The organism is Brevundimonas sp. LF-1 (assembly GCF_037055305.1).
Classification (GTDB): domain Bacteria; phylum Pseudomonadota; class Alphaproteobacteria; order Caulobacterales; family Caulobacteraceae; genus Brevundimonas; species Brevundimonas sanguinis.
Genome location: NZ_CP146349.1, coordinates 660315 through 680332, shown reverse-complemented (window position 1 = coordinate 680332; position 20018 = coordinate 660315). Strand labels below are relative to the sequence as shown.

At 69.2% G+C, this 20018-nt stretch carries 20 protein-coding genes and 3 pseudogenes; 15 read left to right on the top strand and 8 right to left on the bottom strand.

Annotated elements, in window-relative coordinates; genetic code table 11:
* Positions 1-13 precede the first annotated feature (13 nt).
* From murU to V8F63_RS03620, 4 genes and pseudogenes are all read right to left on the bottom strand, one after another.
* Positions 14-705, bottom strand: a pseudogene (gene murU, locus V8F63_RS03635) (N-acetylmuramate alpha-1-phosphate uridylyltransferase MurU).
* Between the two features lie 206 nt (positions 706-911).
* Positions 912-1999: pseudogene (amgK, locus tag V8F63_RS03630) on the bottom strand (N-acetylmuramate/N-acetylglucosamine kinase AmgK).
* The gene (gene tsaE, locus V8F63_RS03625) at positions 1992-2453 is read right to left on the bottom strand and encodes a tRNA (adenosine(37)-N6)-threonylcarbamoyltransferase complex ATPase subunit type 1 TsaE (protein ID WP_134581813.1); all 462 of its coding nucleotides are present in this window, start codon (positions 2451-2453) and stop codon (positions 1992-1994) included. Before tsaE ends, amgK begins: the two are co-directional and overlap by 8 nt.
* Before the next feature lie 10 nt (positions 2454-2463).
* Complete coding sequence (locus tag V8F63_RS03620; protein WP_392354545.1) at positions 2464-3300, bottom strand: 1-acyl-sn-glycerol-3-phosphate acyltransferase; 837 nt, start codon at positions 3298-3300, stop codon at positions 2464-2466.
* Between the two features lie 125 nt (positions 3301-3425).
* Here V8F63_RS03620 and V8F63_RS03615 point away from each other — a divergent pair, with 125 nt between their 5' ends.
* On the top strand, positions 3426-5561 hold the full coding sequence (locus tag V8F63_RS03615) for a S9 family peptidase (protein ID WP_392354544.1): 2136 nt from the start codon (positions 3426-3428) through the stop codon (positions 5559-5561).
* Positions 5562-5627: 66 nt separating this feature from the next.
* The gene (locus tag V8F63_RS03610) at positions 5628-6278 is read left to right on the top strand and encodes an alpha/beta hydrolase fold domain-containing protein (RefSeq protein WP_392354543.1); all 651 of its coding nucleotides are present in this window, start codon (positions 5628-5630) and stop codon (positions 6276-6278) included.
* A gap of 4 nt (positions 6279-6282) precedes the next feature.
* Here V8F63_RS03610 and V8F63_RS03605 read toward each other — a convergent pair whose 3' ends face one another.
* Positions 6283-6810 carry an SRPBCC family protein gene (locus tag V8F63_RS03605; protein ID WP_134581809.1) on the bottom strand — a complete coding sequence of 176 codons (528 nt, stop codon included), beginning with the start codon at positions 6808-6810 and terminating at the stop codon, positions 6283-6285.
* 139 nt (positions 6811-6949) lie between these two features.
* Here V8F63_RS03605 and V8F63_RS03600 point away from each other — a divergent pair, with 139 nt between their 5' ends.
* The 4 genes from V8F63_RS03600 to V8F63_RS03585 all read left to right on the top strand — a co-directional run bounded on the left by V8F63_RS03600 (position 6950) and on the right by V8F63_RS03585 (position 11028).
* Complete coding sequence (locus tag V8F63_RS03600; RefSeq protein ID WP_392355023.1) at positions 6950-8365, top strand: AMP nucleosidase; 1416 nt, start codon at positions 6950-6952, stop codon at positions 8363-8365.
* A gap of 303 nt (positions 8366-8668) precedes the next feature.
* Complete coding sequence (locus tag V8F63_RS03595) at positions 8669-9295, top strand: hypothetical protein (RefSeq protein ID WP_134581807.1); 627 nt, start codon at positions 8669-8671, stop codon at positions 9293-9295.
* Between the two features lies 1 nt (position 9296).
* Complete coding sequence (locus V8F63_RS03590; protein ID WP_278069984.1) at positions 9297-9626, top strand: transcriptional regulator; 330 nt, start codon at positions 9297-9299, stop codon at positions 9624-9626.
* A gap of 43 nt (positions 9627-9669) precedes the next feature.
* Positions 9670-11028 (top strand): anthranilate synthase component I family protein, encoded by a 1359-nt coding sequence (locus tag V8F63_RS03585; protein WP_392354542.1) that lies wholly within the window; start codon positions 9670-9672, stop codon positions 11026-11028.
* Between the two features lies 1 nt (position 11029).
* Here the strand turns inward: V8F63_RS03585 and V8F63_RS03580 are convergent, their stop codons facing one another.
* The 3 genes from V8F63_RS03580 to V8F63_RS03570 are packed head-to-tail and all read right to left on the bottom strand — an operon-like array spanning position 11030 to position 12565.
* Complete coding sequence (locus V8F63_RS03580; RefSeq protein WP_303684197.1) at positions 11030-11587, bottom strand: TadE/TadG family type IV pilus assembly protein; 558 nt, start codon at positions 11585-11587, stop codon at positions 11030-11032.
* Positions 11584-12114 carry a TadE/TadG family type IV pilus assembly protein gene (locus tag V8F63_RS03575; protein WP_303684196.1) on the bottom strand — a complete coding sequence of 177 codons (531 nt, stop codon included), beginning with the start codon at positions 12112-12114 and terminating at the stop codon, positions 11584-11586. Before V8F63_RS03575 ends, V8F63_RS03580 begins: the two co-directional genes overlap by 4 nt.
* A gap of 13 nt (positions 12115-12127) precedes the next feature.
* Positions 12128-12565 (bottom strand): pilus assembly protein N-terminal domain-containing protein, encoded by a 438-nt coding sequence (locus tag V8F63_RS03570; protein WP_392354541.1) that lies wholly within the window; start codon positions 12563-12565, stop codon positions 12128-12130.
* A 282-nt stretch (positions 12566-12847) separates the two neighbouring features.
* Here V8F63_RS03570 and V8F63_RS03565 point away from each other — a divergent pair, with 282 nt between their 5' ends.
* The 9 genes and pseudogenes from V8F63_RS03565 to V8F63_RS03525 all read left to right on the top strand — a co-directional run bounded on the left by V8F63_RS03565 (position 12848) and on the right by V8F63_RS03525 (position 20013).
* A complete protein-coding gene (locus tag V8F63_RS03565) occupies positions 12848-13039 on the top strand; it encodes a Flp family type IVb pilin (protein ID WP_392354540.1) in 192 nt (63 codons plus the stop codon).
* A 121-nt stretch (positions 13040-13160) separates the two neighbouring features.
* Entirely contained in the window at positions 13161-13673 is a 513-nt protein-coding gene (locus V8F63_RS03560) for a prepilin peptidase (protein WP_392354539.1), read from the top strand.
* 117 nt (positions 13674-13790) lie between these two features.
* Positions 13791-14738, top strand: coding sequence for a Flp pilus assembly protein CpaB (cpaB, locus tag V8F63_RS03555; RefSeq protein ID WP_392354538.1), 948 nt, complete (start codon positions 13791-13793; stop codon positions 14736-14738).
* An 11-nt stretch (positions 14739-14749) separates the two neighbouring features.
* Positions 14750-15109, top strand: a complete 360-nt coding sequence (locus tag V8F63_RS03550; protein WP_392354537.1) for a pilus assembly protein N-terminal domain-containing protein — start codon at positions 14750-14752, stop codon at positions 15107-15109.
* Entirely contained in the window at positions 15025-16302 is a 1278-nt protein-coding gene (locus V8F63_RS03545) for a type II and III secretion system protein family protein (RefSeq protein WP_392354536.1), read from the top strand. The genes V8F63_RS03550 and V8F63_RS03545 overlap by 85 nt, the downstream gene beginning before the upstream one ends.
* Positions 16303-16594: 292 nt before the next feature.
* Positions 16595-16996, top strand: coding sequence for a CpaD family pilus assembly lipoprotein (locus tag V8F63_RS03540; protein ID WP_392354535.1), 402 nt, complete (start codon positions 16595-16597; stop codon positions 16994-16996).
* Positions 16993-17202 (top strand): hypothetical protein, encoded by a 210-nt coding sequence (locus V8F63_RS03535; protein ID WP_392354534.1) that lies wholly within the window; start codon positions 16993-16995, stop codon positions 17200-17202. The genes V8F63_RS03540 and V8F63_RS03535 overlap by 4 nt, the downstream gene beginning before the upstream one ends.
* Positions 17199-18587, top strand: a complete 1389-nt coding sequence (locus tag V8F63_RS03530; RefSeq protein WP_392354533.1) for a pilus assembly protein CpaE — start codon at positions 17199-17201, stop codon at positions 18585-18587. The genes V8F63_RS03535 and V8F63_RS03530 overlap by 4 nt, the downstream gene beginning before the upstream one ends.
* Positions 18542-20013: pseudogene (locus V8F63_RS03525) on the top strand (CpaF family protein). The gene V8F63_RS03530 and the pseudogene V8F63_RS03525 overlap by 46 nt, the downstream one beginning before the upstream one ends.
* The last annotated feature ends 5 nt before the right edge of the window (positions 20014-20018 follow it).

The window sequence follows — 20018 nt, the reverse complement described above, 5'->3', positions numbered from 1 at the left end:
CCCCCGGTCATGGTCAGATGTCCTCTTTCAGCCGCGCCTCGGCCTCGTCGCGGGCCTGAGGGTCGCCGACGTGCATCCAGTCGCCGTCGAGCACGCAGCCGAAGAGGCGGCCCTCGGCGGCCGAGGCGCGCCACAGGGGGCTGAGCGAGAAGGGGCCGTCGGGGCCGAGATCGGCGTAATCGGGCCGGGTGATGTGGACGCCCATATAGGCGAAGGGGGCGTGGGCGGCCTCGCCCCGGAAGGTCAGGGCGCCGTCATCGCCGAGGAAGAAGTCGCCGCCGCCCTCGAAGCCGATGGAGCCTTCGCGCCGGGCCAGCAGCAGGGCGGCGTCCATGCGCTCCGGGTCCCACAGGCGGATGAGGTCGGACAGGGCGTCGCCGCGGTCGATCCAGACGCTGTCGATGTTGGCGACGAAGACGGGATCGTCGCCGAGCAGGGGCGGGCCTTCTTCAGGCCGCCGCCGGTCTCGAGCAGTTCGGCGCGTTCGTCGGAGATATGGATCGCCGGGCGCGTGCGGGCGGCCAGATGGCTCTCCAGACGGTCGGCGAACCAGTGGACGTTGACCACGGCGTCGGTGACGCCCGCGTCGGCCAGCCGGTCGAGGACGTGGTCGATCAGCGCCTTGCCGCCGACCTCGACCAGGGCCTTGGGCCGGTCGTCGGTCAGGGGCCGCATCCGCGTGCCGAGCCCGGCGGCGAGGACCATGGCGGTGGTGGGAGTGGTCATGCGCGTTCTCCGATCCTTCTCCCCTGGGGAGAAGGTGTCATGCGGAGCATGACGGATGAGGGGGCGAGCGGCTGGGGGTGTGCGGCGGGACGGGAAGGGCGAGGCTCGGACGAACCCGCCCCCTCATCCGAGCCGCTGCGCGGCCCACCTTCTCCCCGAGGGGAGAAGGAAGCGGCTGGCGCTGCTCATCGACGCACCTCCTCCGGCGCGTGGCGGTCCATCCAGGCGGCGACGGCTTCGAGGCCGGGCGCCTTCAGGTTGGCGGTCAGGTGCGCCCACATGCGGGGCATGAAGGCGGCGTAGCGGGGCTTGGCGTCGCGGGCGATCAGGCGGGCGAAGATTCCGAGAATCCGCGCCTCGTTCAGGGCGGCCAGGCCGGCGTAGGCGGCCATGAAGGCCTCGCGGTCGGTCTCGGGCCGCAGGGCGAAGTAATGGTCGAGGGCGAGGGCCTCCAACTCCGGCGCCACGTCGCGGCGGGCGTCCTGCAGCAGGGAGTGGAGGTCCCACGACGGGTGGGCCTTCACCGCGTCCTGGAAGTCGATCATCCCGACCGAGGCGGCGCCGGTCTTGCCGTCCAGCCGGATCAGGTTCTCGGCGTGATAGTCGCGGTGGGCCATGACGGTCGCCCCCGCCTCGCCCGCCGCCGTGATCGGGGCCCAGACGGCGCGCCATTCGGAGACGGCGGCCTCGTCGAAGCTGAGCGAGGGGACCAGCTTGGGCAGCCAGTCGACGAACAGGTCGGCCCCGCCCTGCAGCGCCGTCTGGTCGTAGGTCAGCAGGGGCCAGTCGCCCGCGGGGCCGGTCAGGACCTCGGGCGTCGGGGCGGCGTGCAGGACGGCCAGGGCCTCGACGGCGGCGCGATAGAGGGGGCGGGATCGGCGCCGTCCGCGATGACGCGGGCGAACAGGGCGTCGCCGAAATCCTCGATCACGGCCAGGCCGTTGGGGGCGTCGACGGCGATGATCTCGGGCGCCGACAGGCCGAGCGATTTCAGGTGGGCGGCGACGGCGGCGAAGGCCTCGATGCGGCCGGCGGACAGGCGGGCGACGGCGTTCCAGCCGTGGGCGTGGCGCTGCTGCGGCGTCCAGGACGGGTCGCAGGGCTGGCTTTCGGCGGCGGGGGCCTGATCCATCAGCATCAGGGTCGCGCCGGACGCCGTGGTCAGCCGCTCGTAGCGCCGCGTCGAGGCGTCGCCGGGCAAGGGCGCGCGGACGGCCCCGGCCAGACCGGCCGAGCGCAGGAAGTCGAGACGGAGGGCTTCGCGGTCAGACATGGAGTTCCTTCAGTTTGGCTTCCCACGCCCCTGCGCCAGAAACGGTCGCAAGACGGCCTTCGCCGTCCTCGGAGATGGCGATCGTCAGGCGGTCGGGGCCGAGCATCCGGCCGGGATCCTCGCCCAGCCGTTCGGGCCATTCGATCAGGGCGCAGCCCTCGTCCAGCGCCTCGTCCAGGCCGACCTCAAAGGCCTCTTCGGGTCGGGTCAGGCGATAGAGGTCGAAATGGGCGATGGGCGGGTCGCTCTCGTAGAACTGGACCAGGGTGAAGGTCGGCGACGGCACGTCCTCGTCCGGGCGCGTCAGGGCGCGGATCAGGCCGCGCGCTAGGGTGGACTTGCCCATGCCCAGGGGGCCGTAGAGCAGGACCGCCTCGCCCGGCGCCAGCAGGGGCGCGATGGCCTGGCCCAGGCGCGTGGTGGCGTCGGCGTGGGGGAGGACGAAGGTCGTCATGCTGAGATCATCATGCGAAGGTCGCGTCAGGGTCGGCGGCGAGGGTCCGCTCGACGAAGGTTTTCAGTTTCAGGGTGGCGGCCTGGGCGTCGATGTCCAGGGCCAGCGGCGGGATGGGGCGGCCGACGGTCAGGTCGAAGGCGCGCCCCTTCTTGTTCAGCAGCTCGTGGAAGAGGGTGATGTCGCGCAGCTCCTGGGACACCTTGTCGAACAGGTGGAACAGACGGCTGGTCGGACCGGCGACATGGACCGGAATGACCGGCGCTTCGTATTTGCGGGCGAGCGAAGCGGCGGTGGCGGCCCACTCTGGATCGGTCAGCCGGCCGTCCGGGCCGAGGCGGGCCAGGCGTCCGGCCGGGAACATGACGACGCAGCGCTCGGCCTCGAAGGCTTCCTTGGCGGCCTGGAGGGTGGCGCGGGTCTTCTCGCGCGTGCGTTTGGCCGTGACCCATTCGACGGGAATGACGGTCTCCGACAGGCGGGGCGAGACCCGCAGGGCGTCGGCGTTGGCGAAGTAGATCAGGTCGTCGCGCACCGTGCGCAGGGCGTCGTGCACCGCGAGGCCGTCGGCGATGCCGGTCGGGTGGTTGCACACCACCAGACAGCGGCCCGAGGCGGGCAGGCGGTCCAGGTGCGCCGTCCGCACCGTCAGCTCCAGCAGGTCGGAGACGTAGTCCAGCGCCTCTCGTCCGCCCATCGGGCCTATGGCGTCAGCCATGCGACGCGCCTTGGCGTAGTCGAGCAGGCGGTAGAGGGCGGGGCGGACCAGGGGCCAGGCGGCCGATGCCGTGAGCCGGGGCGCGCGCTCGGCGATCAGCACGTCGACGATGTGGGGAGCCGGACTCATCGCCTGCTTGTCGCCGAGCCGGCGGCGGCGGGCAAGCGGCTTGGCGCGGGCGAGAGACTTTGCGGGCGGCTCGCGGCGGTGTTAGGCCTTCGGCCAGACATCCCATCCGCATGAGGAGCGCCTGAATGCGCCGCCTGCCCCATCTCCTGTCCGGCCTCAGCGCCGCCGCCCTGCTGACCGCCACGGCCCTGCCGGCCCTTGCCCTGCCGACGTGGGCCGAGGGAGCGCCCGCCGCTGCGGCGGCGGCCACGGCCCCCGCGACGACCCAGGCCCGCGCCGCCTTCACCTATCAGGACATGATCTCGGCCAACCGGCTGGGCGATCCGCAGGTGTCGCCGGACGGCGAGTGGGTGGTCTATTCGCTGACCCAGACGGATGTGGCGGCCAACAAACGCTCCAGCGCCCTCTACATGCTGGGCCTCAAGGGCGAGGCTCAGCCGCAGAGGCTGGCGATCTCCGAAGGCGGCGCCAACACCGCCCGTTGGGGCGCTGACGGCAAACTGTATTTCCTGTCGAGCCGCTCCGGCTCAAGCCAGGTGTGGGTCTCGGCCGACAAGGGCGCGACGGCGACGCAGGTCACGGCCCTGCCGACCGACGTCAACGCCTATCGCATCAACGACGCGGGCGATGCGGTGGCCGTGTCGCTGGCCGTCTATCCGGACGCCGCGGACCTGAACGCCTCGGTCGCGCGCGGAAAGACCGAGGGCGAGAAGAAGTCGACCGGCCAGGTCTATGACCGCATGTTCGTGCGTCACTGGGATACGTGGAACGACCACACCCAGAACCACCTGTTCGTCCAGGCGATCGGTGCCGACGGCAAGGCGGGCGGCGAGCCGGTCTGGGTGACCAAGGGCTTCGACGGCGATACGCCCTCCAAGCCGTTCGGCGACGAGAGCGAGTTCACCTTCGCCCCGGACGGCCAGTCGCTGGTCTTCTCGGCGCGCAAGGCCGGGAACAGCGAGCCGTGGAGCACCAACTTCGACCTGTATCAGGTGGCCGTCTCGGCGCCGGGCCAACTGACCAATCTGACCGAGGCCAACCCGGCCTGGGACACCGGCCCGGTCTTCTCGCCGGACGGCCAGACGCTGGCTTACCGCGCCATGGCCCGTCCGGGGTTCGAGGCGGATAAGTATTCGATCTTCCTGCGCGACGTGGCCACCGGCCAGACCCGCCAGATCGCGGCCAACTGGGACCGTTCGGCCGACACCCTGCAGTGGTCGAAGGACGGCAAGACTCTGTACACGACGGCGGGAGATGTCGGTCAGACCAAGCTGTTCGCCATTGACACGCGCAACGGCGTGGTCATGCCGCTGACGGGCGAAGGCCACGTCGGCGCTTTCGGTCAGACGCCCTCGGGCTTCGTCTTCGCGATGGACAGCCTGACCTCGCCCAGCGACCTCTACTTCAAAACCTGGCGCGGCCGCGAGATGCCGCGCCGCCTGACCGAGGTGAACCCGCAACTGGCGACAAAAGCCTTCGGCGAGGCTGAGCAGTTCAGCTTCCCCGGCTGGAACGACGAGACGGTCCACGGTTACGTCATCAAGCCCGCCAACTATGTCGAGGGTCAGAAGTATCCGGTCGCCTTCCTGATCCACGGCGGTCCGCAAGGTTCGTTCGGCAACTCCTGGTCCTATCGCTGGAATCCTGAGACCTATGCGGGCGCCGGCTATGCGGTGGTGATGATCGATTTCCACGGCTCGACCGGCTACGGCCAGGAATTCACCGACGCCATCAGCCAGCACTGGGGCGATCGCCCGCTGGAAGACCTGCAGAAGGGCTGGGCCTTCGCCCAGTCGAAATATGACTTCCTGGACGGCGACAACGCCTGCGCCCTGGGCGCGTCCTACGGCGGCTATATGATCAACTGGATCGCCGGCAACTGGCCGGGCGAGTTCAAATGCCTGGTCAACCACGACGGCGTCTTCGACACCTTCGGCATGGGCTACGGCACCGAGGAGCTGTGGTTCACCGAGTGGGAATACGGCGGCACGCCGTGGGAAAACCCGCAGGGCTATCAGAAGTTCAACCCGGCCAACCACGTGCAGAACTGGCGTGATCCGATGCTGGTGGTCCAGGGCGATCTCGACTTCCGCATCCCGACCTCGCAGAGCCTGTCGACCTTCACCGCCCTGCAGCGGCGCGGGATCGAGAGCCGTCTGGTCTTCTTCCCCGACGAGAACCACTGGGTGCTGAAGCCCGCCAACAGCCTGCAATGGCACAACGAAGTCTTCGGCTGGCTGGACAAGCATCTGGCCAAGTAAGGCTTAGCCTGACTTCGAGGGCGCGGTTCGTCAGGGCCGCGCCCTTCGTTTTTCGGGGAGGGACGCATGACGCGACGAGGGCTGCTGGCGCCGCTGCTGGCGACCGTGGCGACGGCCGCTTGCGCGCCGTTGATCGGGCAGGAGGCGATGACGCCGGTTCCGCTGGGGCCGCCCGGCTGGCGCACGGCGCGCGCGGCCTATGGCGCCGATCCGCGTCAGACGCTGCGTCTCTATCGACCGGCGGCGGCGAGCCGCTTGCCCATCCTGATCCTGTTGCCGGACGGCGCGCCCGAAGCGGTGGACGAGCGGGCGGCGCGCGATCTGGCCGAGGGCGGCTTCATTGTGGTCCTGGCCGACCGACGCGAGGCGCCGGACAGTCCGCACCCGGCCTTCATTTCCGACGCGGCGGCGGCTGTCGCCTGGGCGGCGAAACGGGTCCAGGATCTCGGCGGCGATGCTGAACGCATCGGCGTTCTGGGCCTGGGCGAGGGCGGCCGGGCGGCTGTGATGCTGGCGCTGGACCGGCGCTATCTGGCGGCGGCTGGCGCGCCTGCCGCCTTGCGCGCGGCGGCGGCTCTGGGCGCGCCCGAACGGCCGGATGCGACCTTCACCGACCCCTCGGCCTATGCCGGCGCCTCTGATTCAGCCCCGGTCTGGCGCGGACGAGCGGGCGATCTGGCGGGGGCGGTCAGCTTCCTGCGCGGGGCGCTGGGGTAGGGCCTCAGTCGCCCGCTTCGACGCGCGTCTTGAGATTGGCCAGCTGCGCCGACAGCACGCCGTCGACCGGCGCGGCCCAGGCCTCCAGTCCCCCGCTGGCGTAGCCGCCGACCACATAGGTCCAGGTCAGGGTCGTTCCGTCGCCTTCCGGCTGAAGGCTGAATGTCAGGCCGCCCGCCGCGCCCTGCCCCTGCAACGGGCCGAGGCCGCCTTGCAGCACCAGTTTCGATCCCGGCTCGACCAGCACCGTTTCCAGATGACGCGAGACGCGGCCGTCCGCCGCTTGCTCGCACCAGCAGCCGCCGGGCGACAGGTCCAGCGACAGGGTCGAGGCCTTGAACCAGCGGTGGTCGCGGCTCCACCAGGTCTCGGGCGCGGTCAGCGTCGCCCAGACCCGCGCGGGCGGGGCGGCGATGGTGATGGCGCCGCCGACCTCGAAGCCGCCCGGGGCGGCTGACTTCACCTCCGCCGAGGCGGGCGCGGTGGCGGCCAGCAAGGCCGCGGCGACGAACGAAAACAGGCGTCGAACCATGGGAGTCCTCCAGCCGGATCAGCAAGCGCGCGCCGGGGCGTTCGGTCAACTGTCATGTCGGCGTGTTTCCCCTGTCTCGCCAAGGTCACGGTTTTCCGCTAGAGGAAGCCATGACAGACAAGATGACCCCCAGGCGGCGCTGGACCGCCTCGAAACCCTCTACAATCAATCCGTCGCCAATCTGCGTCAGGCCGTGAAGGTCTTTCTGGCGACTGGCGATCGCGCCGAACCCGAGGCCCGCGCGGCGGGCCTGTTCGCCTATCCCCGCCTGACGGTGACCTGGCACGGCGAGCGGCCGCAGAACCTGGAAACCCGCGCCTATGGCCGCCTGTCGTGGCCCGGCGTCTATTCCACCACCATCACCCGGCCCGACCTGTTCCGCGACTATCTGCTGGAGCAGCTGACCCTGCTGGCGACCGAATACGGCGCGACCTTCGCCGTCGAGCCGTCGGATCAGGAAATCCCCTTCCCCTATGTGCTGGACGGCTCGGACGTGGTGCTGGACCGCACCATGACGGCGGCCATCGCCCGCTGGTTCCCGACGACGGAACTGGCCCACATCGGCGACGAGGTGTCCGACGGCCTGTGGGAGCCGGGCGAGGAGCATCCGCTGGCCCAGTTCGACGCCCTGCGCACCGACTTCTCGCTGGCGCGGCTGCGGCACTATACCGGCACCCCGGTCGAGGACGTGCAGAGCTTCATCCTCTTCACCAACTACAACCGCTACGTCGACGAGTTCGTGCGCTGGGCCACGACCCAGATCGCCGATCCCGACAGCCCTTATGAGGCCCTGTCCTGCGCCGGGGGCGTGGTGGTGACGCGCGCCACCGACGATCCGGAGGCGGCCATCATGGACGCCGCCTGGCGCAAGCATCAGATGCCCGCCTATCACCTGACGCGGCCGGACGGTCAGGGCATCACCCTGGTCAACATCGGCGTCGGCCCGTCCAACGCCAAGACCATCTGCGACCACCTGGCGGTCATGCGGCCGCACGCCTGGATGATGATCGGCCACTGCGGCGGCCTGCGCGGCAGCCAGACCATCGGCGACTACGTCCTGGCCCACGCCTATCTGCGCGACGACCACGTGCTGGACGCCGTCCTGCCCGCCGACATCCCCATCCCCAACATCGCCGAGGTGCAGCGCGCCCTCTATGACGCGACCAAGCTGGTCTCGGGCGCGCCGGGCGAAGAGGTGAAGAAGCGTCTGCGCACCGGCACCGTCGTCACCACCGACGACCGCAACTGGGAGCTGCGCTATTCCAAGTCGGCCCTGCGCTTCAACCAAAGCCGCGCCGTCGCCATCGACATGGAAAGCGCCACCATCGCCGCCCAGGGCTATCGCTTCCGCGTGCCTTACGGGACGCTGCTGTGCGTGTCGGACAAGCCGCTGCACGGCGAGATCAAGCTGCCGGGCCAGGCCAACCGCTTCTACGAGGGCTCGATCTCCGAGCACCTGCAGATCGGCATTCAGGCGGTGGAGCTGCTGCGGGCGGAGGGCGCGCGCCTTCACTCCCGCAAGCTGCGCGCCTTCGACGAGCCGCCTTTCCGGTAAGGGCGCTATCGCGCGCGACGCGGTCGCGCTGCTTGGGCCCAGGCGCGACGCCTCTCCCTCCCCGTCCCGGGGAGGGTGGTCGCGAAGCGACCGGGTGGGGAGGGCTTGGTGATACGGAGCGCAGGGTCGATGCGGGCGGGTCGGCGCTTGATTTGCCTTGCCGCCCCCACCCGGTTTCGCCTTTCAGGCTCAACCACCCTCCCCGGGACGGGGAGGGAGAGGGGCTGTGTCCGCTTTTAAGAAAGAACTTTACAACATAAAGTCATTGGCTCATCTTCTGCTCAACAGGCAGGGAGAGACGCCATGACCCGCGACCAGGTTCAATCCGTTCACGACGACATCGCCTATATGAAGGCCCTGGCCCAGGAAGGGCGGCAGGCGCCGCTGCTGGGCGGGCGCATACTCGTCACCGCTGGACTGGTGTTCGGCGTGGCGGCGGTCATCCACTACGCCATCAACAGCGGGCTGATAGACATGGCGCCGGTCGCTTATCTGATCCTGTGGGGCTCGGCCATGGTGATCTTCTTCGGCGCCCTGATCGTCGAGATCCGGCGTTGCGAGGGCAGGCCGGGCGCGCAGTCGGCGGGCAACCGCGCCGCCAGCGCCGGCTGGATGGGCGTAGGCCTGGGCATCTTCGTCATGTCCCTGGCGATGGGGGTGATCGGCTGGAAGACCCAGAGCGACGCGGTCGCCATGATCTTTCCGTCGCTGATCTTCGCCCTTTACGGCTCGGCTTGGGCGGTGTCGGCGACCATGAGCGGGCAGAAGTGGCAGTGGTATCTCGCGATCGGATGCTGGATCGCCACGCCATTGATCGCCTTTCTGATCGGCAGCCCTGCGATGTGGCTGGGCTATGCGGCGGGGCTGTTTCTGTTCGCCCTCGTTCCCGGCCTGATGCTGATGCGCCAGGAACCGACGGAGGTGGTCTGACATGACCGCTTCTGAGCCAACGCCCGATGCGGCCGACGATTTCGACATCGGCCGCATAGACGAGGTGATCCACGGCCGGGTGCGCCTGGGGATCATGGCCTATCTGTCGGGCGTAGAGAGCGCCGAGTTCGGCGAGTTGAAGGCCCGGCTGCAGACCACGGACGGCAATCTGTCGGTGCATCTGCGCAAGCTGGAGGAGGCGGGCTTTGTCGCCGTGTCCAAGAGCTTTCAGGGCCGCAAACCCCTGACGCGCGCCAGCATGACGACGGCGGGCCGCGACGCCTTTCTCGCCTATCTGGACGCCATGTCGGCCCTGGTTGCGGGGCGCTGAGGGCGGCTGGCGTCAGGGCGCGAACCGTCTATGGAAGACGGTCATGAGCGAGCGCCTTTCATCACCTGACACTGGCGGCCAAGGGGCGCTATCGGCGCTGGCGGTGGAGCCGTGCGGCTGGGTCGATCCGGTGGCGGTCGCGGCGGGCATCCGCCGGCGCGAAGGGGCGCTGGGGCTGATCGCCGGGGCCGATGATCCCGCCGCGCATGGCGGGCGGATGTCCTTCGTCGCCTGCGAGCCGGACCTGTGCGTGATCGGGCCGGTCAGAGACGCTGCGCCGTTCCAGGCTCTCAGGAATCCGGCTTTCGCGGGCGGCGGCGTCGTCGGCTTGATGAGTTACGACGCCGGGGCGCGCCCGGCGACGGGCGATCGGGGCGGGGATTGGCCCGATCTGATGCTGGCCCGCTATCCGGCGCTGCTGGCCTTCGATCACCAGACGAAAGAGGTGCGCGCCGTGGGGCGGGGGCGCACCGCGGCGCAGGCGCGCGAACAGGCGCGCCGGGCGGCGGCCTGGCTGACGCTGGCGCAGACGCCGGGAGCGCCGTCGGCCCCGGCTTCGGCCTTTGAGGGCGAGGCGGCGCCAGACGTTTATGAGGCCGCCGTCGCGGATGTCGTGGCGCGCATCGCGGCGGGCGAGCTGTTTCAGGCCAATATCGCCCGCGCCTGGTCGGGCAGGCTGGAGCCGGGACGCGACCCGTTCGATGTCTTTGTGCGGCTGTCGGCGGCGCGCGGCGCGGCCTACGGCGCCTTCTGGCGGCTGGGCGATCGGGCGATCGTGTCCAACTCGCCGGAACTGTTCCTGACCTTCGACGAGGCGAGCCGGCGGATCGAGGCCCGGCCGATCAAGGGGACGCGGCCGCGCGATTTCGATCCGGAGCGTGACGACGCCCTGGCGGCTGAACTGACCGCCAGCGCCAAGGATCGGGCCGAGAATCTGATGATCGTCGATCTGATGCGCAACGACCTGGCGCGGGCGGCGCGGCCGGGCACGGTCCGGGTCGAGGGGCTGTTCGAGCTGGAGCGCCACCCGACGGTGCATCATTTGGTCTCGACCGTCAGCGCCGAGGCCGCCGCAGGGTTCGGTCCGGCTGAGGTGCTGGAGGCGGCCTTTCCCCCTGGCTCGATCACCGGGGCCCCCAAGCATCAGGCCATGAAGGTGATCGCGGCGCATGAACCGCCGCGCGGGCCGTGGTGCGGTTCGCTGTTCGGCTGGGGGCTGGCGGGCGATCTCCGGCTGACGGCGTCGGTGCTGATCCGCACGGCGGCTTTCGTTCAGGGTGAGAAGGGCTGGCGATGGCGCGCTCAGGCCGGGGCGGGCATTGTCGCCGACAGCGACCCGCGCGCCGAGCGGCTTGAGACCGAGGCCAAGATCCTGGCCTTGAAGCAGGCCCTAACGGGGTAGGTCAGCAGTCGGTGCAGACGACGCGATCAACGGTGCGCGGCCGCAGGAAATAACGGCGCGACAGGGCGACCGGCTTGGGCAGTACGGCGGCGAACGGCGACCTGTAGATATACTGGGTCTCGCCCATGATCACCGTCTGCTCCTTCTCGACCACGTCGGGCGGCAAATCGGCGATGGGATCGCCGCGCTGTAGAGGCGATAGCGCCTTGCCGTTGCCGTGGCTCCACTCGATTGTCGCGACGCCCCTGGCGTCGACGGAGATGCTGGTGGTGCGGATGGACAGTTCGGCGGCGGGGAAGGGGCGCATGATCAGGCCGCCGACGGCGTAGATGGCGTCGATCCCGGCCCGATTGGTTCTTTCGCTCTGGGCGACCAGGTCGGACACGACCGAGGCGGCGTGACTGGCGCGGCGCTGGGCCATGAAGCCCTGGCTGAACTCGACCAGGCCGAAATAGAGCAGGATCATCACCGGCGCGATCAGGGCGAACTCGATCGCCGTGGCGCCGTCCCGGTCGCCGGGCAGGCGGCGCAGGGGCCGCAAACGCAGGCGCCGGTTCATTGATAGGGCTCGTTGCGGAAGGCCAGGGTGGTGGTCAGCATCACCCGCCCGTCCTTGGTGCGCGCCACCGCCTGGGCGATCATCGGCGTGACGATCGGCTGTTCATACCAGACCCGCACGAGCACGCGCTGGCCGGGGCCGCCGGGTTCGAATTTCAGGCCGGTGGGGTCGAACTGGTCGCCGCTGGTCGGGTCCGGCGGGGCCTTGCTCGGGTCGGTCAGGGAAAAGTCGTCCAGCACGCGCACGTCGATGAAGGCGCGGCGGCCGCAGTCGCCGGAAAACATGCTCATTTCGGCGCAGAACTTGTCCTTGAACTGCTCGGGCGTCAGTTCCTGCGTCTGGGCCTGCCCGGTGCGCACCTGGCGGGCGGCGTCCGAGGCGGCGGTCTCGACCAGGGCGTCGACCAGCAGCATCAGGCCGATCTCCAATATGCCGAATAGCAAAAGGAAGAAGGGCAGGGCGACCAGGCCGAACTCAATGGCGTTCGAGCCTTCGCGTCGTTTCCGGTCGTGAGAACGCCGCGCCAAGGCCCGGCCTTTCTTAAGACCCGCGCCCGGGGGCGGTGTCGTCGGAGGCGATAGGCGCATCGACGGGCGCGCAGGTCGCGCCGCAGGTCACTTCGGTCGTGTGCCGTCCGCGCCAGACCCGCACTGTTCCGGCGCTGCTGGGCGTCACCACGATCTGGCGCTGGAACAGGGGGCGGCCCAGACCGTCCACGGCGATGACCTCGGTCACGCCATAGGCCTTGCCGGTGATGAACAGGGTGCGGGCGTCGGTGACGGCGACGTCGGCGATGTCTTTATTGGCGACGATGACGGACCCGGCGGCGGCGCCCAGCTGGACGCGCGTCGCCTGATGGATCGGCACTTCCAGTTGACGGCTCTGCGCCGTCGCCGCCGTCGCGCCCAGAACGATCGGCAGGCCGACGCACAGCAGGCGGATCAGGTTCGCCCTGTTGGGCCTGGCCGATGCCGTCATGTCGGAACCTCCGAAGTCAAAAGAACGGGCGCGCGCGACGCCGCGCGTGAACTGTCGCGCGCAAAGGTCAAGATTTCCTGAAATTCCTGCGTTCACCGATCCTATGACGCGATCATAGTAAACAAGCAAGTAACCATCATATTTGTATTAGGCGCGGTCGGCTTTTACTCGCCCTTAATCCGCAACGCGGCATGGTCAGCGGGCAAACGGGGGTCAAGCGGGCAAAACCGGTGACCCTGGATGGTGGAACTGTTGCTCGCTTAGAACAAAGGAAGACAAATCATGCGTAACTTCATCAATCGCTTCGCCAAAGACGAATCCGGCGCCACGGCCATCGAATACGGCCTGATCGCCGCCCTGATCTCGGTGGTCATCATCACCGCGCTCATCGCTATCGGTCCGAAGGTTAAGGGTATGTTTGAGGGTGTGGAGGACAAGTTGACGGAAGCAGAAACCGAAGCAGCCAAAAACTAATAAATCTATTGGTCTTATCGCTAACAGCCGGAGCAAAAACTCCGGCTGTTTTCGTTGTGAGAGTGGACAGCGCTCAGCCCAACGAAACCGAGTTTTAAAGACTTATGGGCAGGCTGAGGGTATGGATCATCTTTCCTTCCTTCTCCTCGCCCTTCTTCCCGTGCTCGCCGTCGTCGCGGCCCTGCACGACCTGACGACGATGAAGATCCCAAACTGGATCTCGATCGCGCTCGTCGGCGGCTACTTTCCAGCGGCGCTGGCGCTGGGCCTGCCCCTGAGCGTGGTGGGCGTTTCCGCCGGAATGGCGTTGGCGGCGCTGTTCATCGGCGCGGGGATGTTCGCCCTGAACTGGATCGGCGGGGGCGACGCCAAACTGCTGGCGGCGGCGACCCTGTGGATGGGGTTGTCGGGCACGCTGTATTTTCTGCTCTTCACCGGGCTAGCCGGCGGAGCCTTCTGCATGCTGCTGCTGACGGCGCGCAGTCGCCTGCCCATCCTGGCCCAGACGGGCCCGGGCTGGATGATGCGGTTGATGCAGCCCAAGGGCGACATTCCCTATGGCGTCGCCATCGCGATCGGGGCCCTGCTCGCGTATCCCGAAAGTCCGCTGATGGCCGCCTTCATCGCGGGTTGATCCGCGTTCGCCAAGGCCTGTCCCGCTTAGGGACGCGTTAACCTCGATCCGTCATCATTGTTAACGGCAGGGGCGGCCCGCGCGCTATCGCGTCGTCGCGTCTGCCGGAGACCGTCGATGAAGCCCGCCAAGATCGCCGTCATCTGCATCGCCGCCCTGGCCGCTGTCGGCCTGGCGCTGGTGGTGCGCGCTATGGGTTCGTCCGGCGCAGAGCCGGCGACGGCCTCGGCCGCCGTCGAGGCGCGACCGATGGCCAAGGTGCTGGTCGCCGCGCGCGATCTGGAGCCGGGCCGACGCCTGGCCGACGCCGACCTGAGCTGGAAGGACTGGCCGACCGAGGAGCTGAATCCGCTCTTCATCACCGACGGCTCGACCCCGCCGCCCGCCAAGCCCGAAGGCGCCGCCGCCGAGAACGCCGCCGTCGACGCCAAGGGCGAGCCGAGCCGTGAGCAGGCGCGCGCCCAGGCGGTCGAGCGCGCCCTGAAGGCCGCTGCTGAACTGAACGGTCCGGGGGCCAAGTCCGACTATATCGGCGCCGTGGTGCGCGAACCCATTCTGGCGGGCGAGCCGATCGTGGCGCGCAAGATCGTTCGCGCCGGGGACAGCGGCTATATGGCCGCCTATCTGGAGCCGGGCACGCGCGCCATGGCCATCCGCGTCAATGTCGAGACCGCCGCCGGGGGCTTCATCCTGCCCGGCGACCGGGTGGACGTGCTGATGACGCGCGAGATCAAGAACAACGACAGCGGCGCCGGACCGCGCTTCACGACGGCGACGATCATGCGCAACATGAAGGTCCTGGCCATCGACCAGACCACCCGCGCGGCCGAGGACGAAAAGGCCGTGGTCGGCGCCACCGCCACCTTGGCCGTCAGCGAACGCGACGCCGAGCTTCTGGCCCTGGCGCGGTCCGAGGGGGACCTGTCGCTGGTGCTGCGCTCCTATGCCGATACGGCGGGGCCGTCCGGCCATGTTCCCGGCGCAGTGCGGCGCGGCGGCGAGCGAACGGGCGCGGTGGTGAAGATCTATCGCGGCGGCGACGCGCAGGAAGTGCCGACGCCATGAGGATTTCGCGCATGAACCGTTTCGCCGTCGCCGCCAGCGTCGCTGTGCTCGCTCTGGGCGGGGCGGGCGCGCCGATGGATCAGGCAGGCGCCCAGACGACGCGCGCCGCCATCACCGCCGGCTCGGCGCCGCAGCTGGTCAACCTGCCGCGCGGGACCTCCTTTGCGGTCGACCTGCCGTCTGATGCGCGCGACGTCATCATCTCCAACCCGCGCGTCGCCGAGGCCATGCTGCATTCGCCGCGCCGCATCACCATGATCGGCCTGGAGGGGGCGAGACGGACGCCGTGTTCCTGGATGGCTCCGGCCGCACCATTCTGGCGCTGCGCGTGCGGGTGGATGCCGGCGTCAGCGCCCTGCAGGATACGCTGAACCGCATCGCGCCCGGTTCGGATCTGCGGGCCGAAGCGGTCAACGACAGCATCATCCTGACCGGTCTGGCCGCCAGTCCGGCCGACGCCGACCGCGCCGCCCAGGTGGCCCGCGCCTTCGTCAGCGCCCCCGAGAAGGTCATGAACATGATCTCGGTCGCCGGTTCGGACCAGGTGACGCTGAAGGTCCGGGTCGTCGAGGTGCAGCGCAACGTCATCAAGCAGTTGGGCTTCGACACCCAGGCGGTGATCGGCCGTGTCGGCGACACCCAGTGGCTGTTGGGCAACAGCGCCACCTGGGGCGTCAACGGTTCGCTGCTGGGCGGGCTGGCGGGCGGGATCGCGCGCGACACGACCAAGAACTTCCAGATGGAGGGGCCGTGCCTCGGGCCGGGGTGGCCGGAAGGCGCCCTATGCCCGGTCATCGTCGACGGCAGTCCGGGCGATCCTCCGAACTGGGAAACCGCACAGCCGGGCACGGGTCCCGGCTCAGACGGCCTGAACAAAGGCTCGGCGACGCTGAAGGCGTTCGAGCGCGTCGGCCTGGTCCGCACCCTGGCGGAACCTAACCTGACCTCGGTCAACGGCGAGGCCGCCAGCTTCCTGGCGGGCGGCGAGTTTCCTGTGCCCACCGGCCGCGACCGCGACGGGCAGATCACCGTGCAGTACAAGCCCTATGGCGTGGCGCTGGGCTTCCGCCCGGTCGTCCTGTCCGAAGGGCGCATCAGCCTGCAGGTCAAGGTCGAGGTTTCGGAGCTGACGCCCAGCGGCGGCCTGACCATCGGCGCCGGAACGCCGTCGTCGATCACCCTTCCGGGCCTGACCGTGCGGCGCAGCGAGAACACAGTCGAACTGCCTTCGGGCGGGTCGATGATGATCGCGGGCCTGTTGCAGGAAAGCACGCGTCAGGCGGTGGATTCCCTGCCAGGCATGACGAACATCCCGGTGCTGGGGCAGTTGTTCCGCTCGCGCGACTATCTGATGGGCGAGACCGAACTGGTGGTCATCGTCGAGCCCTATGTCGTCACGCCGACGGCGCCGGGGCGGATGCAGACGCCGGCCGACGGCCTGCGCATCGCCCATGACGCCCAGACCATCTTCTTCGGCCAACTAAATCAGGTCTACGGCTCGCCCGCGCCGACCGCCCAGGCGGGCGCCGGATGGCGCGGCCCCGTCGGCTATGTGATCGAGTGAACGCCATGACCCGACCCTTTTCGCGGCATCTCGCCCTGATCGCCCTGACGGCGGGCGGATTGGTCCTGTCGGCCTGCGTCGGCGGCCCGGCGAGCCTGGGCGGCGAGCCGCCGCTGACGCCCACCTCGCGCTACTCGCTCCAGGTCGAGCCGGGGCTGGAGCGCATCGCCCTGGCGGTGCATGAGACGGGCGTATCGGCCAATCAGCGCGCGGCCCTGGGCGATCTGGTCAACCGCTTCGCCATGGAGGGGCGCCGGTCCTGGTCATCGAGGCTCCGTCCGGCGGCGACCCGGTGGCGGCCGAGGCGGCCTGGGGCGTGCGGGCGATCCTGCAACAGGCGGGCGTGCCGGAGAACCGCATCCAGGTCGCCGCCTATGTCGCGCCTGATCCGCGCGCGCCGGTGCTGGTCGGGTTCGAGACCGTCCGGGCGGTGGTGCCTCAGTGCGGGACGCAATGGGGCAATCTGGGCCGCAGCGGCGACAATCAGTCCGCCTCCAACTTCGGCTGCGCCGTCAACGCCAACCTGGCCGCCCAGATCGCCGACCCGCGCGACATCGTGGCGCCGCGCGGCATGACGCCGTCCGAGGCCGGGCGACGCGCGGTCGTGTTTGACGCCTATCGCAAGGGAAGCGCGACCTCGGCGGCGCGCGAACCCCTGCTGTCGCAAATGCGCATCTCACAGGCCATTCAATGAGCAAGCTGGCCGATACCCATTCGAGCGGGTTCGACGCCCTGGACGGCTTTGATCTGGACGACGAGTTTCTGGATCTTGATGACGGTCGGCCGGGTCCGGCGCTGACGCCCCCTCCCGCCGCCGCGCCGACGTCCGCCCCTGCAGAGGCCGCGTTCGTGGAGGCGGCGCCGCCCCCGTTGCGGCGCCCTCGACCCTCAGCCTGGTGAGCGGGGCGGTGGAAGTCGCCATTCCGCGCATCGCGGTTCATGTCTTCGCCGAGCGTCAGGACACGGCGGCCGCCGGCGAGCGCGCCGGTCAGGACCGCCGCATGGCCCGCGCCGCCACCCAGATCCGTCTGGGCGGGGTGCAGGCGGCCATCGAGGCCTATCAGCACGAGCCGACGCCGCCTCTGGTGATCGTCGAAAGCCTGAAGGACCCGCAGAGCCTGCTGGCCGAGATCGACCAACTGGCCCAGGTCTGCGATTCCGGCACCAAGGTCGTCATCATCGGCGCGGCGAACGATATCCTGCTGTATCGCGAACTGATGCGGCGCGGCGTCAGCGAATATCTGGTGGCGCCGATCCAGCCGTTGCAGCTGATCGCGGCGATCGGCGGCCTGTTCGCCGATCCGGCCCAGCCCTTCGTTGGCCGCACCATCGCCTTCGTCGGCGCGCGCGGCGCCGGGGCCTCGGCCGTGGCGCACAACACCGCCTATGCGATGAGCGAGCGGATCGGCGTCAACACCGTCATCGTCGACTATGACCTGCCGTTCGGCACCGCCGGGCTGGACTTCAATCAGGACCCGCTGGGCGGGGTCGCCGACGCCCTGAAGCAACCGGAGCGTCTGGACGCCACCCTGCTGGACCGGATGACGGTGCGCTGCACCGACAAGCTGAGCCTGCTGGCGGCGCCCGCCACCCTGGACGCCGACTGGGACTTCAGCCCGGACGTCTTCGAGGAAGTCACCGGCCGGATCCGCGCCACGGCGCCCTTCGTCGTGCTGGACCTGCCGCACCTGTGGTCGGGCTGGATGCGGCGGGCGCTGATTTCAGCGGACGAGGTGGTCGTGGTGGCGACGCCGGACCTGGCCTCGCTGCGCAACGCCAAGAACATGATCGACCTGATCAAACAGGGGCGGCCCAACGATGCGCCGCCGCGTCTGGTGCTGAACCAGGTCGGCCTGCCCGGACGGCCCGAGATCCCGGTCAAGGATTTCGGCGCGGCGCTGGGGGTGCATCCCAGCCTGATCATCCCGTTCGACGCCAAGGTGTTCGGCACGGCGGCCAACAACGGCCAGATGATCATCGACTCGGCGGCCAAGACCAAGCCGGCCGAGGCGTTCGAGACCCTGGCCCAGATCGTGTCTCATCGCGAGCTGCCGGTTGCAGGGGGCAGACGCGGGCCAAAACTGCGGCGGGCGGTTCGTCGCTGTTCGCCGGTCTGTTCAGCCGGAAGCGGGCCTAGGTGTTCGGCAAGCGGACAGCTCCGGCGGCGGCCCAGACGGTCACGCGTCCGGCGGCCGCGCCTGACCCTGGCCTTGAGAAGGCTGCGTCCCGCCGTCCGACGTTGGAGCCGGTCGACGCCTTCTCGCCTGAAGAACTGGACCCGCTGACGCCGACGACGCCCAAGCGTCCTGATCCTTTCGAACACGCGCTGGGACAGTCGGATCAGCCGCGTGCGGCTGCGGGCGGCGCCGGGCCGCGCGCCACCGCCGGTCTGGCTCAGTTGAAGAACGCCCAGGCGGTCGCCGAGATCGTTCGCGAGCAGAGCGACTATTACCACGCGACGAAGACGACCATCTTCAACGCCCTGATGAACACCATCGACCTGGCCCAGCTGGCGCAGCTGGATCAGAAGGCGGCGTCCGAGGAAATCCGCGACATCGTCTCCGAACTGGTGGCGATCAAGAACGTCTCCATGTCGGTGGCCGAGCAGGAGCATCTGGTCCAGGACATCCTGAACGATGTGCTGGGGTATGGCCCGCTGGAGCCGCTGCTGGCGCGCGACGACATCGCCGACATCATGGTCAATGGGGCAGGGCGCGTCTTCATCGAGGTCGGCGGCAAGGTGCAGCTGACTAACGTCCGTTTCCGCGACAACACCCAGCTGATGAACATCTGTCAGCGGATCGTGTCGCAGGTCGGTCGCCGCGTCGACGAAGCCAGCCCCATCTGCGACGCCCGCCTGCCCGACGGCAGCCGCGTCAACGTCATCGCCCCGCCCCTGGCCATCGACGGGCCGACGCTGACGATCCGCAAGTTCAAGAAGGACAAGCTGACGATGCGCAATCTGGTGGAGTTCGCCTCCATCAGTCCCGAGGGCGCGCGCGTCCTGGGCGTCATCGGCGCTTCGCGATGCAATCTGGTGATTTCGGGGGCACGGGCTCGGGCAAGACCACCCTGCTGAACACCCTGACGGCCTTCATCGACCCGACCGAGCGCGTCATCACCTGCGAGGACGCCGCCGAACTGCAGCTGCAGCAGCCGCACGTCGTGCGTCTGGAGACCCGCCCGCCGAACCTGGAAGGCCAGGGCCAGATCACCATGCGCGACCTGGTCAAGAACTGCCTGCGGATGCGCCCCGAACGCATCATCGTCGGCGAGGTGCGCGGGCCCGAGGCCTTCGACCTGCTGCAGGCCATGAACACCGGCCACGACGGGTCGATGGGCACGCTGCACGCCAACAGCCCGCGCGAGGCGATCAGCCGTCTGGAATCCATGATCACCATGGGCGGCTACGGCCTGCCGTCCAAGACCATCCGCGAGATGATCGTCGGCTCGATCGACGTCATCGTTCAGGCCGCGCGCCTGCGCGACGGCAGCCGGCGCATCACCCACATCACCGAGGTGGTGGGGCTGGAAGGCGACGTCATCGTCACCCAGGACCTGTTCGTCTACGACATCACCGGCGAGGACGCGCACGGCAAGATCACCGGGCGCCACCGCTCGACCGGCATCGCCCGCCCGCGCTTCTGGGACCGCGCCCGCTATTACGGTCTGGAGCGCGAACTGGCCGAGGCCCTGGACGCGGCGGAGTAGGGCGG

Bases quoted from the DNA above. Each gene is read 5' to 3' on its own strand.
- V8F63_RS03570 (WP_392354541.1), bottom strand. From the start codon at position 12,565: ATGACGGCATCGGCCAGGCCCAACAGGGCGAACCTGATCCGCCTGCTG.
- V8F63_RS03565 (WP_392354540.1), top strand. From the start codon at position 12,848: ATGCGTAACTTCATCAATCGCTTCGCCAAAGACGAATCCGGCGCCACG.
- V8F63_RS03535 (WP_392354534.1), top strand. From the start codon at position 16,993: ATGAGCAAGCTGGCCGATACCCATTCGAGCGGGTTCGACGCCCTGGAC.
- tsaE (WP_134581813.1), bottom strand. From the start codon at position 2,453: ATGACGACCTTCGTCCTCCCCCACGCCGACGCCACCACGCGCCTGGGC.
- cpaB (WP_392354538.1), top strand. From the start codon at position 13,791: ATGAAGCCCGCCAAGATCGCCGTCATCTGCATCGCCGCCCTGGCCGCT.
- V8F63_RS03590 (WP_278069984.1), top strand. From the start codon at position 9,297: ATGACCGCTTCTGAGCCAACGCCCGATGCGGCCGACGATTTCGACATC.
- V8F63_RS03595 (WP_134581807.1), top strand. From the start codon at position 8,669: ATGACCCGCGACCAGGTTCAATCCGTTCACGACGACATCGCCTATATG.
- V8F63_RS03560 (WP_392354539.1), top strand. From the start codon at position 13,161: ATGGATCATCTTTCCTTCCTTCTCCTCGCCCTTCTTCCCGTGCTCGCC.
- V8F63_RS03620 (WP_392354545.1), bottom strand. From the start codon at position 3,300: ATGAGTCCGGCTCCCCACATCGTCGACGTGCTGATCGCCGAGCGCGCG.
- V8F63_RS03610 (WP_392354543.1), top strand. From the start codon at position 5,628: ATGACGCGACGAGGGCTGCTGGCGCCGCTGCTGGCGACCGTGGCGACG.
- V8F63_RS03615 (WP_392354544.1), top strand. From the start codon at position 3,426: ATGCGCCGCCTGCCCCATCTCCTGTCCGGCCTCAGCGCCGCCGCCCTG.
- V8F63_RS03550 (WP_392354537.1), top strand. From the start codon at position 14,750: ATGAACCGTTTCGCCGTCGCCGCCAGCGTCGCTGTGCTCGCTCTGGGC.
- V8F63_RS03580 (WP_303684197.1), bottom strand. From the start codon at position 11,587: ATGAACCGGCGCCTGCGTTTGCGGCCCCTGCGCCGCCTGCCCGGCGAC.
- V8F63_RS03585 (WP_392354542.1), top strand. From the start codon at position 9,670: ATGAGCGAGCGCCTTTCATCACCTGACACTGGCGGCCAAGGGGCGCTA.
- V8F63_RS03605 (WP_134581809.1), bottom strand. From the start codon at position 6,810: ATGGTTCGACGCCTGTTTTCGTTCGTCGCCGCGGCCTTGCTGGCCGCC.